The sequence below is a fragment of the Paenibacillus sp. NPDC056933 genome, from assembly GCF_042674385.1.
GTDB lineage: Bacteria > Bacillota > Bacilli > Paenibacillales > Paenibacillaceae > Paenibacillus.
In genome coordinates this window covers 2,045,503-2,065,128 of sequence record NZ_JBHUQN010000001.1, presented here as the reverse complement: position 1 = coordinate 2,065,128, position 19,626 = coordinate 2,045,503, and the positions used below count along the sequence as shown (strand labels likewise).

General features: G+C 46.1%; 16 protein-coding genes. 2 read left to right on the top strand and 14 right to left on the bottom strand.

Features of this window, described 5'->3' with window-relative positions:
- Positions 1 to 55: 55 nt before the first annotated feature.
- The 11 genes from ACFTRD_RS09410 to ACFTRD_RS09360 form a co-directional block, all read right to left on the bottom strand.
- Positions 56 to 1,507: a HAMP domain-containing sensor histidine kinase gene (locus ACFTRD_RS09410; RefSeq protein WP_379379118.1), complete on the bottom strand. Its 1,452-nt coding sequence runs from the start codon at positions 1,505 to 1,507 to the stop codon at positions 56 to 58.
- Positions 1,485 to 2,192 (bottom strand): response regulator transcription factor, encoded by a 708-nt coding sequence (locus ACFTRD_RS09405; RefSeq protein WP_192266788.1) that lies wholly within the window; start codon positions 2,190 to 2,192, stop codon positions 1,485 to 1,487. The genes ACFTRD_RS09410 and ACFTRD_RS09405 overlap by 23 nt, the downstream gene beginning before the upstream one ends.
- A 224-nt stretch (positions 2,193 to 2,416) precedes the next feature.
- On the bottom strand, positions 2,417 to 3,844 hold the full coding sequence (locus ACFTRD_RS09400) for a 4-hydroxyphenylacetate 3-hydroxylase family protein (protein ID WP_379381255.1): 1,428 nt from the start codon (positions 3,842 to 3,844) through the stop codon (positions 2,417 to 2,419).
- A gap of 173 nt (positions 3,845 to 4,017) precedes the next feature.
- On the bottom strand, positions 4,018 to 5,976 hold the full coding sequence (locus tag ACFTRD_RS09395) for an FtsX-like permease family protein (protein ID WP_379379115.1): 1,959 nt from the start codon (positions 5,974 to 5,976) through the stop codon (positions 4,018 to 4,020).
- Positions 5,951 to 6,721: an ABC transporter ATP-binding protein gene (locus ACFTRD_RS09390; protein ID WP_379379113.1), complete on the bottom strand. Its 771-nt coding sequence runs from the start codon at positions 6,719 to 6,721 to the stop codon at positions 5,951 to 5,953. Before ACFTRD_RS09390 ends, ACFTRD_RS09395 begins: the two co-directional genes overlap by 26 nt.
- Positions 6,722 to 7,000: 279 nt before the next feature.
- Positions 7,001 to 7,987, bottom strand: coding sequence for a sensor histidine kinase (locus ACFTRD_RS09385; protein WP_379379111.1), 987 nt, complete (start codon positions 7,985 to 7,987; stop codon positions 7,001 to 7,003).
- Entirely contained in the window at positions 7,984 to 8,688 is a 705-nt protein-coding gene (locus tag ACFTRD_RS09380; RefSeq protein ID WP_379379109.1) for a response regulator transcription factor, read from the bottom strand. Before ACFTRD_RS09380 ends, ACFTRD_RS09385 begins: the two co-directional genes overlap by 4 nt.
- 73 nt (positions 8,689 to 8,761) lie before the next feature.
- Positions 8,762 to 10,132, bottom strand: a complete 1,371-nt coding sequence (nagZ, locus tag ACFTRD_RS09375; RefSeq protein WP_379379107.1) for a beta-N-acetylhexosaminidase — start codon at positions 10,130 to 10,132, stop codon at positions 8,762 to 8,764.
- A gap of 378 nt (positions 10,133 to 10,510) precedes the next feature.
- Positions 10,511 to 11,614: an NADH:flavin oxidoreductase gene (locus ACFTRD_RS09370; RefSeq protein ID WP_379379105.1), complete on the bottom strand. Its 1,104-nt coding sequence runs from the start codon at positions 11,612 to 11,614 to the stop codon at positions 10,511 to 10,513.
- Positions 11,615 to 11,942: 328 nt separating this feature from the next.
- Complete coding sequence (locus ACFTRD_RS09365; RefSeq protein ID WP_379379103.1) at positions 11,943 to 13,256, bottom strand: hypothetical protein; 1,314 nt, start codon at positions 13,254 to 13,256, stop codon at positions 11,943 to 11,945.
- 288 nt (positions 13,257 to 13,544) lie between these two features.
- Positions 13,545 to 14,594: a 2,3-butanediol dehydrogenase gene (locus ACFTRD_RS09360; protein WP_192266782.1), complete on the bottom strand. Its 1,050-nt coding sequence runs from the start codon at positions 14,592 to 14,594 to the stop codon at positions 13,545 to 13,547.
- 377 nt (positions 14,595 to 14,971) lie between these two features.
- On the opposite strand from ACFTRD_RS09360, the gene ACFTRD_RS09355 reads away from it, so the two are divergent.
- Positions 14,972 to 15,994: a LacI family DNA-binding transcriptional regulator gene (locus ACFTRD_RS09355; RefSeq protein ID WP_379379101.1), complete on the top strand. Its 1,023-nt coding sequence runs from the start codon at positions 14,972 to 14,974 to the stop codon at positions 15,992 to 15,994.
- A 168-nt stretch (positions 15,995 to 16,162) separates the two neighbouring features.
- On the opposite strand, the gene ACFTRD_RS09350 is transcribed toward ACFTRD_RS09355, so the two are convergent.
- Both ACFTRD_RS09350 and ACFTRD_RS09345 read right to left on the bottom strand, forming a co-directional pair.
- Positions 16,163 to 17,137, bottom strand: a complete 975-nt coding sequence (locus tag ACFTRD_RS09350; RefSeq protein WP_379379099.1) for a D-2-hydroxyacid dehydrogenase family protein — start codon at positions 17,135 to 17,137, stop codon at positions 16,163 to 16,165.
- A 308-nt stretch (positions 17,138 to 17,445) separates the two neighbouring features.
- Positions 17,446 to 18,030, bottom strand: a complete 585-nt coding sequence (locus ACFTRD_RS09345) for a TetR/AcrR family transcriptional regulator (protein ID WP_379379097.1) — start codon at positions 18,028 to 18,030, stop codon at positions 17,446 to 17,448.
- A gap of 244 nt (positions 18,031 to 18,274) precedes the next feature.
- On the opposite strand from ACFTRD_RS09345, the gene ACFTRD_RS09340 reads away from it, so the two are divergent.
- The gene (locus ACFTRD_RS09340) at positions 18,275 to 19,495 is read left to right on the top strand and encodes an MFS transporter (protein ID WP_379379095.1); all 1,221 of its coding nucleotides are present in this window, start codon (positions 18,275 to 18,277) and stop codon (positions 19,493 to 19,495) included.
- Here the strand turns inward: ACFTRD_RS09340 and ACFTRD_RS09335 are convergent.
- Positions 19,467 to 19,625 (bottom strand): hypothetical protein, encoded by a 159-nt coding sequence (locus ACFTRD_RS09335; protein ID WP_175382611.1) that lies wholly within the window; start codon positions 19,623 to 19,625, stop codon positions 19,467 to 19,469. The two genes, ACFTRD_RS09340 and ACFTRD_RS09335, sit on opposite strands and share 29 nt — an antisense overlap.
- Position 19,626: the final 1 nt, after the last annotated feature.

Below are 19,626 nucleotides of genomic sequence, written 5' to 3'. Positions count from 1 at the left end.
AGTTTCCCCTCCACTTAACTTCTTCTATGTCAACCTTATCCTATATGTCGGTCCTTTATTTCGGAATCTGTATAGTGAACACCGTCGTCTCCCGTCCGCGCCGGGAAAGGGTTAATCGTCCACCCATTTTCTCGGTGTTCCGTCGCGCAATTGCCAGTCCAAGCCCAGTACCCCCGGTTCCCGTACGAGCCTCATCCCCTCGAACAAATGGATCAAAGATGGTTGCCCACAACTCCTGAGGAATGCCCACACCGGTATCAGCGACCTCAATGATCACATGGTTATCCAGGGATATTAACTCCACACGAAGCTCCGTCCCCCTTGGGTTGTAGGACAAAGCGTTCGTAATCAGGTTCTGAATCACTCTGGACAACAGCTCCGGATCATACCTTGCGTAGAACTCCTCATCTGGGACGAGAACATGAAGGGCAAAATGGTTTTGCTCAATCTCCCCATACGTATCGGCCATGATCTCACGCACGAACTCGCCGATTTCCCGCTGCTGAATGTGCATACGGAAGTCAGGTGAATCCACTTTGAGCAATTCCAGCATATTTTGAATCATGCGCGCGACCTGAACGGACTTGTTGTAAATATAACCCAGATATCGCTGCTGTCTGTCCTTGTCTTCCCCGCGCCCTTCCACCAAAGCCTGGGCATATCCCTGAATACTCGTGATAGGGGTCTTAAGATCATGTGACAGATCCACAATTAATCGCTGTTTGCTCTCTTCGGCATATCGTTTCTCCGCAGAAGTATTCTCAATGACGTCCGCCATATAATTGAAGGTTTCGCCAATCTGGACAAATTCCCTCTCTGCCGAGATGGACATACGGGTACTATAATTCCCCTGGATCATCTGGGTAAGACCTGACGAAAGAATACTCAGCGGCTTTTTGATTCGCCGGGCAACCCAATAGCTATATACGAATATCAGCAGCAAGACCAATCCGATCCCGATCATAATGTAAAAGGATAACGGATGCTTCAAATTGGTAATCAGTTGATTATCATTAATCCGCACACTGACCAGGTCACGCGGAATCTTTAATAGAAGATACTCCCCAGTTCCCTCTGTCGTAAGCGGACTAATGGAGTAGTAGTATGGCTGGTCATTTCGGTTTTCGAGTCCCGCATATAGCTCAGCTTCAGTATATTGAGTGAATGTATCCTGCTTCTCCCCAATATTACGAATGACCCTGCGATCCCCATCCAGTACTTCAATCCATCCGCCGCTGTCCTTGAGCCGCTGGATTTCGGTATTACTGGCCTCACCGGAACTACCGGATAGCCATTCGTTCTCCAGTTCTGTCACATACACATGTGCCTCCACATTCAGATCGGGATCAACCACCTGATTCGAGATTCGAAAATCGACTACATCCAGATTAATGATAATGTACACGATCAATACCAACAGCAACAAAAAGAAGTTGAACAGCAAAAAGTCCAGGGTCAGGGACGTTTGCAACAGCCGCTTTTCTCTAGCTTTCCATGGGCGCTTCAATTTTGTATCCCAGTCCCCTTATCGTTTTTAAATATTCCGGTTGTCTGGAATCGCGCTCGATTTTCTCCCGAATATTGCTGATATGTACCATAATGGTGCTGTCTTCGTGCGCGTAATAATCACCCCAGACGGCTTCGTATATTTTTTTGCGAGTGAAGACCCGGCCCGGCTGCTCCAGCAGAAGCTCCACGATTTTATATTCTGTAGAGGTCAACGTCACAGGCCTCCCCGAGCGAAAAAGAATACATTGGGATCGATCAAGTACAAGCTCACCCAAAGTCAAATGTAGCTCTTGGGCAGCAGGCACTTCTGGTGCGTCGAATTGATTCACCCTTCTGAGCAAAGCTTCCACTCTGGCGACAATCTCCAATGGATTGAATGGCTTGGAGATATAGTCGTCGGCACCCAGTCCAAGTCCAAGGATTTTGTCATGATCCTGGCTTTTGGCTGACAAGAACAGAACAGGCATGTGATGTGTGGACCTGATTTGTTTGATCAGCTGAAGTCCATCCATCACAGGCATCATAATATCCAGTATGACCAGATCAATCTGGGTTGAACGGATACATTGTAGCGCATCTACTCCATTAACGGCTGTCACAATGTTGTAGTCCTTCTCGAGGTACAGCTGAAGCAGTTCCACAATCTCGGGTTCGTCATCTGCAATTAATAGTGTGTATCTCATGCAAATCCTCTCATTCCTGTTTCAATAAATTCCGTTTACATTCGAATTCATATCCGTAATACATTCCGTTTCCTATGGTTCACATGTCTATACGTTACTACTATATACCACGTCTCTTAATTCAATCTAAATCATTTCTAAAGATAACCTAAATAAACAGCCCTGACATCAGGCCAGAGCTTTAAATCCAAACCAATATAAACAAAGTTTCAGGAGTTCATACATTACTTGTTACGTAACCATGGTTCAACCCGTGCATATAGTCGGTCCTTGTCATACTGCATATACTGACTTGCCCGGTTGCGTACCGGATCACCGGCATAGAAACGTTCATACAGATCATGTCTCGCTCCGAGCGGACTTCCCGTAAGCTCCCAGGCGAGTTGGAATAATCGAATCTTCTCCGGTGCATGCATCGTTACGCCTCCAAGATATTTGTTCATCATGGAGCTGATGTTTCCTTCGAACTCCAGCTTCCCTGAAGGGATCTGAATAAGGCCACCTGCAGCAATGGTCTTCAAAATCTCTACAGCGCGCGGGTAATAACGGTTCCCCAGATTACGGGCTGTTTCGATATATTTGAAGGATGGAAGCCAGTTACCATGAACATCCCGCGCAGCTTGTGCCTCGGAAGCGATGATGAGTCCCTCAATCGTCTGCATCTGGCTGATCATCTCTCCTAGCTGTTCCTGCACGTTCAGGAAGGAATCGACTCCAATTTCCTTGGCGATCGAAGACGTAATGGCTGTAATGAATTCCAGCTTCGAATGCAGCCGTATAATGCTCTGATGATAAGCCAAGCTGGAAGATGCTGCGTTGCATCGGATCTGCCATACCGCTTCCGGATTGTTGTGCAACAGTACACGCTCCCAAGGTACGAATACGTCGTCAAAAAATAAAACGGCATCCATCTCATCATACTGCATACTGAGCGGATGAGCGTTATCCGAATCCGGTGTCGCAAAAGATTCTCTACATACCATATGTAATCCTGGACTCCCTGCTGCAACAATAACCATATGGGCCAGCTCCGGGCGATGTCCAGGAATACGCTGAATCGGGTAGGCAATGATATCATCCGCATAGGGAGCAGCGGTCGCCACCATTTTCGCTCCACGGATCACAACCCCTTCCGTATTCGTGCTAATGATGCGGAGCATGGCGTCTTCATCTTCCCCTACAGGCAGAGAACGATTAATCTGCGGGTCACGCTGGACAATGCTCAGGAACGCATCCTTTCGTTTTGCTTCATCATAATAGGCAGCGATTTTGTCTCCATACGCCGGGTCATGCACTGCCATCTCGTCCCGTGTAGCGTACCAACCGGTCAGACGGGATCGGGCGTAATCCGACAGGCGGCTCATCACCCCATAGGTGCGATCAGACCACAATCGAAAGGCTGCCGCCCTGTTGCTGATCTCCTGAGCATTTCGGGGTACTCGAAAAGCTTGATGTACATATCCACTCGTCTGCTCATCCCAATAAGCCACTGTTTCTCTCGTGTCCGGAGCATCTACCAGATTGAACAAACTTTCAATCGTTTGCAACGTTCCCCGGAAGGCAGGATGCTGCGTTACTCGAATACACTCTCCATCAAGCCATACCTTCCGTTCGTCGTTCAAACGTTGCAGATAAGCTTGTCCACGAGACATCGTTATGCTCAATGTAATCCTCCTTCTCGGCTAACAGGCTATGAAGTCCAACGTTTAAATCGTTTCACAACTAAAGTCACGTTACAACGATACATACTGTATCTATTGAAATAGTACTTTGCTTTGGAGGAAAAAGTCAACAAACACCGAGCCTCGGGCTCGGTGCATGTGAATTAGATCAATTTGGCATACATATTGCGAAGATAACGCCAGCGTACCAGCAGGAAGTACAGAATCTGCATGGATGCAAATACAAGGAAAATGCGCAAGGTATAGCCCATGACGGAGAAATCGACTAACTGCTGTAATGCAACAAAGGCAACGGAGCTGTGGATAATGGCCAGTACGATTGGCAAGAAAAACATTAACAGCAGCTGTCTGGTTACAATGTTGCGAAGCTCGGGGCGACTCAGTCCCATCTTACCAATCATGCGGTACTGCTCTTCGTCCCGTTCCAGATCCGCATATAATCGGAAGTACGTAAAACTTGCAGCAAAGGTGAAAAAGACGATACCAATCAAACCACTCAGAATAAGGATAATGCCATTGGTTTGTTTGGAATTAAGCCAATCCAGCACGAGAGCGCTGATCTCGAAGTAGCCCTGATTACTTGAATCATTTTGAATGGATTCAATCAAGTCAGGAGCAAAACGACGCGTCCCCATCCAATCGGTCACAACAAATTGAGTTTTTCTATCGAAATAAAAATTTTCATCCGCTTGGATTTCATTCTTAAATTCCTTATTCATTTTATCGTACAGTTCATTGGATACCACATAAACGTCCCTTGAATATTCAACCGGGATGACGATCTCGGTTTCAGGTGTTGTTAACCGTACTTTTTCATGAACTTCAGCAACCCACAAATCGAAGTTATTCTGAGAAGAACTCTGTCCTGCATCCGCACGTAATGCTTTACGACTTGTGAGATTACCTGGAGCCATAAACGACTCATTGGTATTCTCCAACGTTCGCTCTTTATAACCTAAAGCCTTGGCCAGATGGTTATACTCACTGAGTTTAATGATATAGTTGCCCTCGTTATCCATCAGCGGAATATAACTTCCTTTCTGATACGGAACTTCATTATCAATTAAAGTCTCTTCGATCTTCCTGATGTGGCGTTCTGCACTGGGGGTATTCCATGAATTCTGGTAAGTAAATGCATACGGATTCGACATCGATGACAATCCCGGATCAGCGATCGCCAGCATTGTGCCAATGCCCGTAAAGGCGGAAGCCGAGATCACACTCACCATAAAAAACATGACCGCATTATCTTTCATTCGATAGGTAAGTTCGGACAGAAACAGCAAATTCGTTTTGCGGAAAAACAAACGCTTATTGCCTTTGAGCGCCCGAATGGCATACACACTAAGTTGGGTGAATAACAGATACGTACCTGCAATAACCAAAACAACGCTGCCAAACAGTAAAGGGAAGGAGTATGTGATCCATACAAAGGCAAATACACCCGCATATCCACCCCCAATGAATATGACGGAGAGTAGTGCTAAAAGACGAGAAGCCTTAGGCTCGGGTTTTGGTTTTTCCTCTGATTTTACAAGGTCAATCAATGACCCTTTTCGCATCAGAAGCGATGAGCTCAGCGCAATTACAACAAACAACACTAGAAATGCTCCGACAGTAAGTGCAATAGCCTTTACTGGAAAATAGAATCGGAGACTTTCTTCCACAGCCAGCATGGAACCGCAGATCAACAGGATCAACTTGGCAAAGATCATTCCTAATCCAACGCCTGCCACAATGGCAGCCAATCCGATACACATGTTTTCCATAAATAACAGTCGGTTCATCTGTTTACGAGTCATGCCGATGATTTGAAATATGCCGAATTCCTTTTTACGCGTCTTGAGAAATGAACCTACGGAATAGAGCAGAAACAGAAACGAAAAGATGAAAATAATGATCTCTGCAATCAGAAACCCCTGATTCGCAAGCATGGTCACTGTATTACTTGAACCTTTCAATCCATCCTTCAGATCCGGGTGAAACAAGAGCAGCGCATACGTAAAAAAGATCATGACGGAAAACGTACTGCTCAGAAAATGAGCCAGGTAAATTCGTTTGTTCCGAACAACATTATTAATGGCGAACTGGCGAAAATTCATGTCCTGAGCCTCCCATCAGGGATAATACGTTGATGATTCGTTGATAGAACGTCGATCGGTTATCTCCATAATGAATTTCGTTGTACAATCGTCCATCCTTAATAAATACAACCCGGCTGCAATAACTTGCAGCAACAGCGTCATGCGTGACCAACAGCATGGTGGCCCGATCTTCCTGGTTACGACGTTCCAGCATCTCCATTACATCACGCGCAGCCTTCGAATCGAGATTTCCTGTAGGCTCATCTGCCAGCACCAGCTTGGGAGAATGGATCAGGGCTCGCGCGATTGCTGTCCGCTGGGCCTGACCTCCGGAAATTTCATACGTGCGTTTGTTCAGAAGAGATGCGATGCCCAGCTTCTCTGCGAGTCGATCAACACGTTCATTCATCTCCTCAACCGGTACGCCGTCCAGCGTAAGCGGCAGGACAATGTTTTCTTTTACCGTGAGTGTGTTGAGCAGGTTAAACGACTGAAATACGAACCCCAGCTCTCGGCGTCTGAACAGAGCAAGTTCATCGTGATTCAGTTCAAACGGGTTCTTACCTGCAATCTGCAATTCCCCTGAAGTAGGGTGGTCAATGGTTGAAATCATGTTCAGCAATGTTGTTTTGCCGCTGCCTGATGGACCCATGATGCCAACGAATTCACCCTCCTGAATACTGAGATCAATCCCTGATAAGGCTTCGTATGACACGACCCCCTTATAAATTTTGCTAATCTGTTTAACTGAACATATCTCCATAAGTTAATGGCTCCTTTTAGATTTTGAATTTGAATTAAACTAAGCTGGGGTTAACTTCATCGCAATTCGAAGTCGTTCTCTACTTTCTGACTTCAGTCTATCGAAGTTTCGACCATTCTCCTATGGATTAACCTTTCATCTTCATGACATTATTGTAAGGTTATATCGTTTCTCTATCCGACAATTGTCCTCTAATATGTAGAAAACGAGAAAGACGCCGATCCCAGTCAGGGCACCAGACGTCTTCTCATTTCGTTTCGTATCATGCAGATTTATATCTCAGGTTTGAAATGTAATGGTTACAGTGGTTCCTTCTCCCTGAACGGATGTAAGGTCAATCCGATGGTTCATTCGTGTCAGGACATCCTTAACAATATATAGCCCCATACCCGTAGATTCTTTAAAGTGACGCCCATTCTCTCCGGTGAAAAAAGGCTGGTACACTCTGTTGAGATCCGACTTGGGAATACCGACTCCCTGATCCTTCACTTCAAGAATGATGGATCGTGTGGATTCATAAGCATGGATGGTTACCTTTTGCCCTTTTCCCCCGGAAGAGTACTTGATGGCATTGGATAACAGCTGTACGAGGACAAATCGAATCCACTTCGCATCCGACTGTACCATTAACGCAGCATCGATTTTCAACTCGGGATACACGTGATTGCGAATGAAGAATCGTTTCAGTTCATGGATGGCTTCTTCTCCGGCCTCCTTGAGGGATACCAGTTCCACACTGAAATCTTGTTCAAATGTCTCCAGCCGTGCCATGTACAGCACGGTTTCCAGCCCTCGTCTCATCTGGTCTGCTTCCTCTCGAATGCTGATGAAGCGTGGGTCCTCATCCTCCTGATCCTCAACTGTCAGTTCAATGACGGATAAAGGTGTCTTCATCTGATGAACCCATTGATTCATAAAAGTCAGGTATTCCTGTTGACGCTGTTCCAGACGATGCAGATGAGCATAATAATGACCGTACTGTGAGTCCAGCAGTTCTGACAATGCCTGCGGCAAGGGCGCGGGCTCATTCAATGGAACAAATTCTTTCAGATCATTCATTCGTTGGGACATTCGGGTATAAAACTGGCGATGGGACAGATACCGATACATGAGATAAGCTGAGTATAGGACTAACCCCAGAGATACCGCATACGTGGCCGTAAACCAGTGGTCATAGCCATCGTACCAGAAGACCGCAACCACAGTAAGCAGTACAACGATTACCCAACAAGTCAGTACAATATGTTCTTTGATAAACAACTTCATGAGGGTGAAGATGCCTTCCAATTACTGTTGAGTCGATAACCTGAACCTCTTACTGTCTCCAGCGCATCTGTAATTCCCAGCTCAGTCAATCGTTTACGCACGCGGGTCACATTCACGCTAAGTGTATTATCATCCACAAAGGAATCGTCCCACAGCTTTTCCAAAATGGTTTCACGGCTAACCAGTTTGGGACTGCGACGCAGCAACGTCTCCAGCAAAATGGTTTCTTTCTTGGTTAGCTGTATCTTGCGATCACCGAGCTCCATCTCCAATCTTTCCAGATAAACAGTTAGTCCATCCAGTTCCACCTTGCGCTCTTCATTACGCGCAGCATAATCGCCATACACCCGGCGCAGCTGACTTCGAATTTTGGCCATGACAATCTCATGCTCAAACGGCTTCGTAATATAATCGTCCGCCCCGTTCTCAAGCGCCATGACCTGATCCATCTTGCCACTCCGGGCAGAGATGAAAATAATCGGACATGTGGAAATGGAACGAATTTGGCGACACCAATAGAACCCATCGTAACTCGGCAAGTTGATATCCAGCAGCACGACATGCGGCTTGATTTGTTCAAACTGCTGGACGACTTGCTCAAAATCCTCAACCGCAACGACCTTGTCACCATATCGTTCAATATGGGATTGAAGTAGTCCTGCAATCTTGGGATCATCTTCAATAATCATTATCGTATACATAAAAAGGACTCACCTCTAACCTGTCATAATGGAATAAACGATTCTTCTTCCAAAATAATAACACAGGTGGGTACTAACGGGCATCGACCTGCTTGCGCCAATCCAGAATGTCAGCGTTCAACTGTTTCAAGTCTCCTGACGGCTGTTGGTCATCGGTCAAGTTATACTTCTGCTTCAAAGCAAGAATTCGATATACACTTTCATTAATTCGGGATTCCGAAATCTTCCCTGACTTCACCGCGCTCATCAGCGTATCAAATATGGTCTTGGCACTCTCATAACTGTGAGCTACCAGTAAAATATCGCTCCCGGCCTGAACCGTCGCTACGGCGGCATCGTTCAACTTATAATTTTTCGCAATCGCGCCCATGCTCAGATCATCTGTGATGACCACACCGTCATACTTGAATTTGCCACGCAAATGCTGACCAATAATGACGTCCGACAAGGAGGCCGGATGGTGTGGATCAAGCTTCGGATACAGAATATGCGCCACCATAACCGCTTCCACCTGTTCCTTCACAGCGGATTGAAACGGAATCCATTCCAGCTGGGCAAGCTGCTCTTCTGTTTTGTTCACGACAGGCAGATCCAGATGGGAGTCCACGGAGGTATCGCCATGGCCCGGAAAATGTTTCACTACGGGAATAACCTCTTCGTTCCGCAAGCCCTTCATCTCCGCTATACCCATTTGGGATACCAGACTTGCCGAGCTGCCAAATGAACGATCCCCAATCACCGGATTTTTCGGATTACTGTTCACATCCAGCACCGGGGCAAAGTCTACGTTAAAACCTACAAGCTTAATTTGTCGGGCCAGCAATTCACCCATCGTTTCAGCCAAATCTGCGTCTTTCGACTTACCCACTTTCCCATTCGAAGGAATCGCTTCTACCGTTTCGGGCATGCGACTAACTTTGCCGCCTTCCTGGTCCACACTCATGAAGATCGGAACCGGATTGGAGTGATTGGCATCCTTAATGGATTGCACGAATTTGGCTGTACCTTGAAGAGTTGAGACATTATTTGCATAGAAAATAATCCCCCCCACCTTCTGATCCTTGATCATCTGTTTGGCTTGATTATCCAAAGTGGTCCCTTGAACACCGGCCAGAATCATCTGTCCAATCTTCTCATCCAAAGACAATTGGTCGAGCTGCTCTTGTACCGGATCTTTCTCTTCCTGCGAAGGCACAGTATTCTGTTGATCATCCTGATCGTTAGCACCTGCGTTTGAATTAGCACCTGTATCCGTTCCGGCATGATTGTCATCCTGATCTGATGAAGATTGCTCTGTGGTTGAGCCGTTGTTCGAGTCAGCGGAAGAGGAAGGCTTCTGTGCCTGCCCGCATGCCGATAACAGGAGTACTATTCCGAATAGCACAAATAGCATTGGAAGTGATTTTATGTGTTTATGTTTTGAATTGCGACTATGGATGTACAAGGATGGTCATCCTCCTTAAGCGTTGTTGTATTGTTGGCTGAATAGGGTTCAGGCCTAACCTTATCATAAGGTGCTTTATTTTCAAAATGGAGACGGATCGAGTACAACTTTTGAAGGCACAGCCTGAATTACGAAAAATAGTTCCCCTTTTTAGGTTAAAGTGTGGTACATGATGGTGTTATTCCATGAGCGTGCGTGATTGGGAGGGCAAGAGAAGGGGTATCAGCGGTGCGATAAATGATTTTCTATTGTGAATTTTTCATATAATGAAATTATTATTATAGAGAGGTGAAAAAGCCGCCTTTTGGCGGCTTCAGGTTTGTTTTTAGTTTTCGTTGCCATTGGCGTTTGTTCTTTCGAACCGCCTTGAAAATTCTCTTAATAGAGTGTTTTCAACACTTCTGTTGTAAAAGGAACAAGTTCGGATTGGCGTCCTTCGCGAACTTTGTTCGGCCATTCCGGATCACTCAAAAGTACACGCCCCAATGCGATCAAATCAAATTCATTATTTTCCATTTTCTCGTTCAATTGATCCAGATGAGCGTCACCCGTCCCTTGGTTTTCGCTCGCTCTGTCAACGAATTCTGCTTCAAGCCCTACCGATCCAACGGAGATCGCCGGTTTGCCACTTATTTTCTGTGTCCAGCCTGCAAGATTCAGCTCAGAACCTTCAAATTCCGGCACCCAGAATCGACGTGTTGAGCAATGGAAAATATCCACACCTGCAGCCGTGAGGGGTGCAAGGAACTGCTCCAGTTGTTCTGGGGTTTCCACCAGACGCGCGTCATAGTTCCCCATTTTCCATTGGGAGAAACGAAGCACGATCGGGAAATCAGGACCTACAGCAGCGCGACACGCTTCAATCACCTCGACGGCAAAACGCGTTCGTTGTACCAGATCGCCCCCATATTTATCCGTACGACGATTGGTGTGCTCCCAGAAAAATTGATCAATCAGATAGCCGTGGGCTCCGTGTAGTTCTATACCATCAAAACCAATACGCTGTGCATCGGCTGCTGCCAGGGCATATGCCTGGATGAGATTATTGATCTCATCTTCTGTCAATGGTTCTCTCTCCGGTTCACCTGCCATGCTTTGTCCCGACGGACCTACCGGCTCAGCTTCTGCATTCGGCAGATCGCCTGAACGACGGGCTGTGCCCACATGCCACAATTGAGGCATGATTTTGCCGCCTGCTCCATGCACTGCCTTGACTACATTCGCCCAACCTTGCAGTGATTCTTTGCCATGGAACAGCGGGATGCTTGCACCACTAACGGATGAAGGGTGGTTAATGCCCGTTCCTTCCGTAATGATCAGCCCTACACCTCCGGCTGCTCTGCGACGATAATATTCCACGACCTCCGGTCCGGGCACTCCCTCAGGTGAAAATCCACGTGTCATTGGCGCCATAACGATCCGGTTGGACAGGGTGAGCTTGTCCGAGGTAAATGGTTTGAACAAAGCTGACGGTACATTCATTGTGTATTGCTCCTTTACGATTAGATGGGTAGAAAACATGTCCACTTTCTCGCAGCATGTTCTTGTATAATTAGCTCAGATGTTATTCAAATGGATGTGTATTCCCTTTCTATTTTATAGTTTCTGATTTTTATTTTCAAATTTTCGGAGAAAGGCCTTATCCGATTTCCTGATCTCCTGAACACAAGAAAACAGAGCAAGCTTGCAGTAGCTTCATCTAGGAAGTTCTACGATTTCAGCCTGCCCTGCACAACTAACATAACGCTCTCTCTGTAACCAAAACTGTAAATGAAGCATAATAATATATAATCCATAATCTTCCTTGCCTTTAATTAGAATTAACAGGGATATGATTGCGGTTAACCCGGAGTAATTTGCCTGAAGAGGTAGACAGAACATCGGGGTCCGTACCCAGCCCAAAGTAAAAATCACCTTCATGTTCTTCAAAAGACTTGGCGTACGTGTCCTGGCTAAAACGGAGAATTTCATTCCATGTATTCAGATCGGTGGATTGATACACCCGGTTTATATAGAGCTTCGCACTTTTCCGTGTGTAGGTAAGCACATAGACTTTACCATCCCGCAAGAGCACATCTGTAGGAAGAGCCCGGGTATCTGGCAAAGTGACACGCGTTGCCTGATTAATGTCGGTCATCACGTTTAATGATTTGGGCAACAGTTGCCCATCGTTGAACACCCCTCCGGCAATATAGAGCAGCTTATTGTTAAAATTAATATTTTTCCCGATCTTATTATACGGGGTTGTACCGGTTTGATAAGAAAGCCCTGGAAGCATTTTGCTACCATAGATGACCACGTCTTTCTTTTCAAGCCTCTCATTAATCTCTAATACATTGGTCTTGTCGCCCCAGATTTTATTGGCTGGATACATCATGCCCGATGCATATAATTTGCCCTTGATCTCAAACAGCGTATACGCCCGAAAGCCAAACGTATTAATCGTCGCAAATGTTTGCCAGCTTTCGCCCTGATCATGAGAAATAAGAACTGTGGGTTTCTTCTCGGTCCCCAGCGCTGCAAACAGCTTGCCCTGATAGGACGCCAGATCGTATACGTGTACACCCAGCGGAAGATTGCGATACTTGGTCCAAACATCCCCATCCAACCGGTAGAAGTTTCCCATATCCCACTGTTCGCCATCGGAATCATTTCCAGGGATGTAAAGCTTGTCGTTCAATACCTTGTAGATGTCAATCTGTTCCTCATCCACAAACATTTTGGTCGACGGAACGAAGCTTGGGTTGTTATTGGTAACAGATTGGGTGATAAATTTGGAATCGGCCGTGTCGTAATAAATTACAGGAATGGGGCCGGCATTGGATGAAACGCCCATATTGCTGCTGTTCCCATGCCCCATGTATATTTTGCCTCTGTACAGCTGCAAGTCCCAAACATTATTGGCATATGGCGCTTTCTTAAAAGGTCTTCCGAGCAATTCGATCTTGTTCGTCACATCAGCGGATGTTAAAGGCGCATTGGACACCTTGGCAAGTGCCCGTTCCGCAGTCGGTTGATGATCTGTTGAAACATTATTCCTGGGTTTCGAGTTCCCCATCAGCAGCCAACCCACGCCAGCAACGATCGTCAAAATCACAGCCGCCCATTTTGTATTCTTCTGCATGTCCGCTTCCTCCTTTATGTTGTGAGATAACACTTTTACACCAAAATTAAAATGATACAATTTGTATCTATTTATATTATGTAAAACAAAACCTACTTGCAACAAATTTTGCCCGAACTGTGCAAAAAAATAGACAACCTCATCCGAAGATGCGTTGTCTATTTGTCATATTTTCATAGTGAATGCCTACCAAAACGAATCATTGGCTCCGGTTGATTTTCCACATGCCATTCGCTGACGTTCACCTGTACTTAAATATATGATATTATTTACTATTTTCTCTGATACTTACTCTGCCTTCACCAGAATTTTAACCTGGTTTTTCTCTTTCAGCAATGCTTCAAACCCGTGTTCTACCACTTCGTCCAAGCTGATTCGTTTGGTTACCAGCTTGTCTGCCGGGAAGAAACCTTTAGCCATCAGGCTAATAACAGCCGGGAATACGTCACGGTATCCGATAATGCCATTGACTGTACGCTCCTTCATGACAATGGAGTTTGGCAAAATCGGTGCTTCCTGTTCAAAAATACTAACGATCATCAATTCACCGCCAATACGTGTTGAATCAATGGCTTGCTGAAGTACCCGTGGAACACCTGTGACTTCATAAGCAACATTCACACCGCCTTGGGTACGCTCATGAATTTCTTCCACCACATTGTATTGTGTTGGGTCAATAACAATTGCGCCAAGTTCTTTCGCTTTGGCTTTACGCTCCTCGGAGAGTTCAACGACATAAATATCCGATGCGCCAGAAGCTTTCAGCGCTTCAATAACCAACAGCCCAATCGGGCCTGCTCCAAAAACAGCCGCAGTGTCGCCGACTTTCAGTTTACTTTGGCGCACTGCATGTAGAGCCACAGCGGAAGGCTCAACAAGCGCCCCTTGCTCATATGAGATGGAATCAGGAATGGCGTGCACCATATATTCCTCAGCCGTTACATACTCGGAGAAACCTCCGCCTCCGCCTGCCAGACCCAAGAATCCCATCTGATTGCAGAGATTATATTTCCCCTGTTTGCAAGCTTCACAATGACCGCAAGCATAGATTGGTTCTACCACAACACGATCCCCTGCCTGAAAACGTGTCACGCCTTCGCCTACTTCAACCACTTGTCCTGAAAATTCATGACCCATCACAACAGGTGCTTTTTCCCCTGTTAGCGGATGCGGAGCTTGAGCTGGAATAAAGATCGGGCCTGCCGTGTATTCATGCAAGTCACTGCCGCAGATCCCACACCACTCCACTTTTATTTTTACCTTGCCCTGTTGAGGGCGAGGTTCATCAATATTTTCGAGACGCAAATCTTTTACTCCGTGCCAACGCAATGCTTTCATTTGTTTCATCTCCCAGATCATAAGTTTTGATATAATCGGAAACGTTTCCGTAAATTAAATATGTCACATTTTAAATAGGCTGTCAAACATAATTTGTCACACATATGTCCATCTTATGAATTTTACACCGATAAACCTGTTATAATGCCAGCCTTTCAATCCGATGATAATTTCGGCTCCTTAGCCGGTTCTGCCCTAATTATCTCTATGTTAATCATTCGATTTCCTTAGAGGGCAGCAAATAACTGTAACCGTTCAATCGTGTTCATGGGATACTTGTCGGCTTCAATGTTATAATTAAGGCATTGGATCGTCATTCCATTTGTACCTATTTTCAATATTCGGAATCGTTTCCGATGAAGTGAGGTTAACTAAACGTGAGTAAAGATCAGAAGATTACCATTAAAGATGTGGCTGAACGTGCAGGTGTAGGCATCGCTACAGTCTCCCGAGCCATCAACAACTCCGAAGGCATCAGCAGCAAAACACGTGAAAAAGTCATGCAAGCCATTGATGAACTTGGATTCGTCCCCAATACCTCTGCGCAGAGCCTGAAGATACGCCAAACGCATCAGATTGCGCTGGTTGTACCCGATATACGCAATGCCATTATTCCCGAGATCTCCTGGTCTGTTGAGCAAACGGCGAAGCAGCATGGATATCATGTGGTTCAGATCAATACGGCGGGTAATGCAAGAACAGAATTGGAAACCATCCGTAATATCAAAAAATTGCATGTGGATGGACTCATTTTCATGCCCTTGGCTTATCCCAAGACATTACCAAGCCTGATTGAAAAAGCTCCACTCCCCATCTCCATGATTAACTACGGAAAGAAGCTGGAACCCGGCATGAAGGCAGATGTTGTCTCTCTATCACAGCCGGAAGGGAAACTGGTGATGGAGCATCTGATTAAAATCGGACGGAACCGGATTGCTTACGCCGGTGCACCTAAAGACATCATCGAAGAACGTTATCGGGCTTACGAGCAGGCATTAAGCCATGTAGATATCTCACTGGTTTATTTTGGTGAAGACTTTTCTCTCCAAACAGGAGCGAATGCTGCGGATTATTTCTATGGGCTGGCTCATATGCCGGATGCGGTATACGCCATTAATGATATGGTGGCGATTGGCCTGGTGAATCGCTTTAAGGAGCTCGGCGTACGCGTGCCCGAAGATGTTGCTGTTGTGGGTGTAGATAATAACCAGTGGACTACCGTATCGTCACCTCAGATCAGTTCAGTCTCCATTATGGGGGAAGAAGTGGCCCGACTTGCTACGGAACTCCTATTAAAACGCATTCGAGAGATGAGTACTGCTGATTACGAACATATTCAATTTGAGCCTCGGCTCATTGTCCGCGAATCCAGTGTAGCCATGATCCGTTCCTCTACATGAGGACCACACGCTTAAAAAATGGACCTGGAGACTTCGGATTTAGAACAACTATTCGATACGATAACCACAAAAAAGGGTGCTTCTCCAGGAATGAATTCCGATTGGGGAAGCACCTTTTTTTATCTTACGTACATACTTTTACTTTGGCTAACTTATCACAGAGAAGCTTCACTTCTCCGGAAGCAATGGCCTGATCGTTGTCCCTTTCAAGAACGCCTCAATATTCTCTACCGTATGATTGAAATAGATGGCATAGTTGCCTTGTGTCACATAACCCAGATGCGGCGTTGCCAGCAAATTGGGCAATGTACGCAACACATGATTTACAGGAAGAGGCTCCTGTTCATATACGTCCAGCCCAGCCCCGGCAATCCACTCATTCCGTATTGCTTCGACCAGCGCCTCTTGATCCACAATGCTTGCACGTGACGTATTGATCAACAAAGCTGTATTTTTCATACGTTGTAAATCAGCTCTTCCAATCAAATGACGGGTACGGTCACTGAGCACCAGATGAATGGATACAATGTCGCTTTGTTCGAGTAGTTGTTCCTTGGTTTCCGACCACATAACACCATGCTCCTCAGCCCTCTTCTGTGTCAAATTCTCACTCCAGGCGATCACTTTCATGCCAAAGGCTTGCGCTATAACGGCCATTCGGCTGCCAACCTTGCCTAAACCGAGCAGCCCCAATGTCTTTCCGTACAAATCCATGCCAACGGTACTTTGCCAATTCCGGTTCGAACGCAATGCGTTATTTTCAGTTACCAGATTCCTTGAGAGGCCAAGAATCAGCGCCCACGTCAGTTCTGTCGGCGGATTCGAACTGCCTTCCGTACCACAGACCGTCACTCCGCTTTCTTCCGCAGCTTTGAGGTCAATAGACGCATTACGCATGCCGCTTGTAATCAGAAGCTTAAGCTTGGGCAATTGAGCGATTACCCTTTTAGGAAAAGGTGTACGTTCACGCATCAAAACAACGATTTCAAAATTTTGCAGTTCCTGTATAACTTTATCCTCTGATCCCATGTAATGATTAAACGTCTGAATCTCTACCCGATCCAGGATGGGAGACCAATCCGCTGAAGACAAGGCAACATTCTGGTAATCATCCAATATGGCACAACGTAATTTCGTCTGCATGGTCGAATCTCCTCCTAATATAGCTCAACATCGCCTTGGCGCTAACGTCTCAAAATCATCCTGCCTATGTGAACCAATGGTACACATCCCTAATGTAATCTATACCCTATCCGCATTGTATCAACTCAGTCCCCATCTGCCTAATGCCTTTAGACACAAAAAAGAGCAGGAACAGGTTCCCGCCTCTTGTAATCCCACTAAAACAGTTTAAAAACCAGCGCTGTAATAAGGATCGCAAATGCCACTAGAGAAAAGAGCGTATTTTCATAAAGAGATGATCCAATTTGGATTAAATAGAAACGTCCCCTTTAGTGTCCAAGCAATGATAGCGTAACTTCGATACTATGATGCACAAACGAACGATCCGGCTCCGATTTCATCATTACAGTCAGTCCAACCATGGATACAACGAGAGAATTTGCGAGTGCATTCGCATTAAGATCAACGGGTAATTCACCGGATTGCTGCCCCCGTTCAATCGTCTCCTGGAAAATAGCCGCCAGATACATCTGATGCTCTCGGGTAAGAACCGCAAATTTAGGATCATGTGGAGCCAGTTCAACCATCGTATTAATGCAAAAACAGCCATGACGGGGCTGTGTCACATCCCCTTCTGCTCCTATATGTTCAAATAATGCACGGAAGGCTTCTCTTACAGAAGATGTATGTTGAAGGCTGGATCTGATCTGAGCTGCATGCAGAGTCGTATATCTACGGAGCGCTGTTTCAAACAATTCCTTTTTATCCCCAAAGGCTGCATACAGACTCGGCCGCTGAATGCCCATGGCTGTCGTCAAGTCACTTAAAGATGCCGCCTCAAATCCTTTATCCCAAAAAATCTGCATCGCTGCATCCAGTACCTTATCCGTATCAAATTCCCGTTGTCTAACCACGCGCTCACCCTCTTTATGTATCGATCAGTATATAACTATTTTAAACTTCATTTCATATCCATGTCAAACTCATTTCACTTTTTAGAAACAGAAAAACAAAGTCCCCCTTTACTCCTTGACATCACTTCGAAGCTTGAAGTATGTTTATTCCACATCATAATATACCGATCAGTACATTATGATCAAACATATTCATTCTGTTTTTTATTACTTACCAACTCGAATACGGAAAGGTGAATCAATCATGCAAAATCCATCTCATCTAGCATATGCTCACAGCGAAGGGCGTGCAGGCATGTCACGTCTTGTCGCGCTGTTATTTGCGCTGTGCAGCGGACTGGCGGTAGCCAATATTTATTACGCCCAGCCTTTGCTCGACTCCATGGCTGAGGAGTTCAGTATCACTCATTCATCCATTGGGATTGTTATCACCGTAACCCAAGTCTGTTACGCTCTCGGCTTGTTATTACTCGTCCCCCTCGGTGATCTGGTGAATCGACGCAAGCTGATCATCATCCAGATGCTTTTATCCGTAATCGCCCTGATAACCGTTGGCATCTCATCATCCAGCCGGATTTTATTCATGGGAATGGCCGCGATCGGATTGCTCGCCGTGATTACACAAACACTCGTTGCCTTTGCCGCCTCCTTGGCTGCACCTTCTGAACGAGGGCGTATCGTCGGTCTGGTCACAAGCGGAATCGTCATAGGTATATTGCTGGCACGAACCATAGCAGGCACCTTAAACGATTGGATCGGTTGGAGATCGGTTTATCTCTTCTCTGCCACTCTGACATCATTCGGGATTATCACCTTATTTCTTGTCCTTCCAAAGCGTGAACCCGATCGAGAGAAACTGAGCTACACCCAATTGATCGTTTCTGTCCTCCAACTGTACCGCGAGCTGCCGATTCTGCGAGTACGAGGTGTTCTCGCCATGTTGATTTTCACTGCCTTCAGCACCTTGTGGACGTCCATGGTTTTACCACTAAGCGCTCCGCCGCTTTCCCTCTCACATACTGCTATTGGAGCCTTTGGTCTCGCGGGGGCTGCTGGTGCACTGGCTGCTGCACGTGCAGGAAAACTGGCTGATCGGGGGTTTGGACAAAAGACGACGGGCGCCGCCCTTATCATATTGCTTATATCCTGGCTACCCATGGGCTATGTTCACCACTCCTTATGGCTGCTTGTCGCAGGGGTGATTATGCTGGACCTTGCCGTACAGGCCGTCCATGTCACCAACCAGAGCCTGATCTATGAAGTTCGCCCTGAAGCGCAGAGTCGCCTAACGGCCGCCTATATGATCTTTTATTCGATAGGCAGTGCGACAGGCTCCATTGCTTCCACTCAAGTGTATGCGTTGGCGGGTTGGACAGGTGTTTGCTGGTTGGGTGCAGGCGTTAGTGCGGCGGCACTTCTATTCTGGGCCTTTACCCTTAATCGAGTTTATTCCACACCACGATAAACAGAGTGGCTAACGGACCAAATAACAGGGAAATCAGAAACCAGTTACGTCCACTTCTGTTTTTTCCCTGAGCAAGTCCGGCATTAATAAGGGCAAGTGTGCCCCAACCCACAAAATATTCGTTTTCCATT

Excerpts from the sequence above, each read along its gene's own strand:
- ACFTRD_RS09400 (WP_379381255.1), bottom strand. The coding sequence starts at position 3,844 with ATGTCTCGTGGACAAGCTTATCTGCAACGTTTGAACGACGAACGGAAG.
- ACFTRD_RS09335 (WP_175382611.1), bottom strand. The coding sequence starts at position 19,625 with ATGGAAAACGAATATTTTGTGGGTTGGGGCACACTTGCCCTTATTAAT.
- ACFTRD_RS09405 (WP_192266788.1), bottom strand. The coding sequence starts at position 2,192 with ATGAGATACACACTATTAATTGCAGATGACGAACCCGAGATTGTGGAA.
- ACFTRD_RS09395 (WP_379379115.1), bottom strand. The coding sequence starts at position 5,976 with ATGAATTTTCGCCAGTTCGCCATTAATAATGTTGTTCGGAACAAACGA.
- ACFTRD_RS09390 (WP_379379113.1), bottom strand. The coding sequence starts at position 6,721 with ATGGAGATATGTTCAGTTAAACAGATTAGCAAAATTTATAAGGGGGTC.
- ACFTRD_RS09380 (WP_379379109.1), bottom strand. The coding sequence starts at position 8,688 with ATGTATACGATAATGATTATTGAAGATGATCCCAAGATTGCAGGACTA.
- ACFTRD_RS09365 (WP_379379103.1), bottom strand. The coding sequence starts at position 13,256 with ATGCAGAAGAATACAAAATGGGCGGCTGTGATTTTGACGATCGTTGCT.
- ACFTRD_RS09350 (WP_379379099.1), bottom strand. The coding sequence starts at position 17,137 with ATGCAGACGAAATTACGTTGTGCCATATTGGATGATTACCAGAATGTT.
- ACFTRD_RS09340 (WP_379379095.1), top strand. The coding sequence starts at position 18,275 with ATGCAAAATCCATCTCATCTAGCATATGCTCACAGCGAAGGGCGTGCA.
- ACFTRD_RS09370 (WP_379379105.1), bottom strand. The coding sequence starts at position 11,614 with ATGAATGTACCGTCAGCTTTGTTCAAACCATTTACCTCGGACAAGCTC.
- ACFTRD_RS09385 (WP_379379111.1), bottom strand. The coding sequence starts at position 7,987 with ATGAAGTTGTTTATCAAAGAACATATTGTACTGACTTGTTGGGTAATC.
- ACFTRD_RS09360 (WP_192266782.1), bottom strand. The coding sequence starts at position 14,594 with ATGAAAGCATTGCGTTGGCACGGAGTAAAAGATTTGCGTCTCGAAAAT.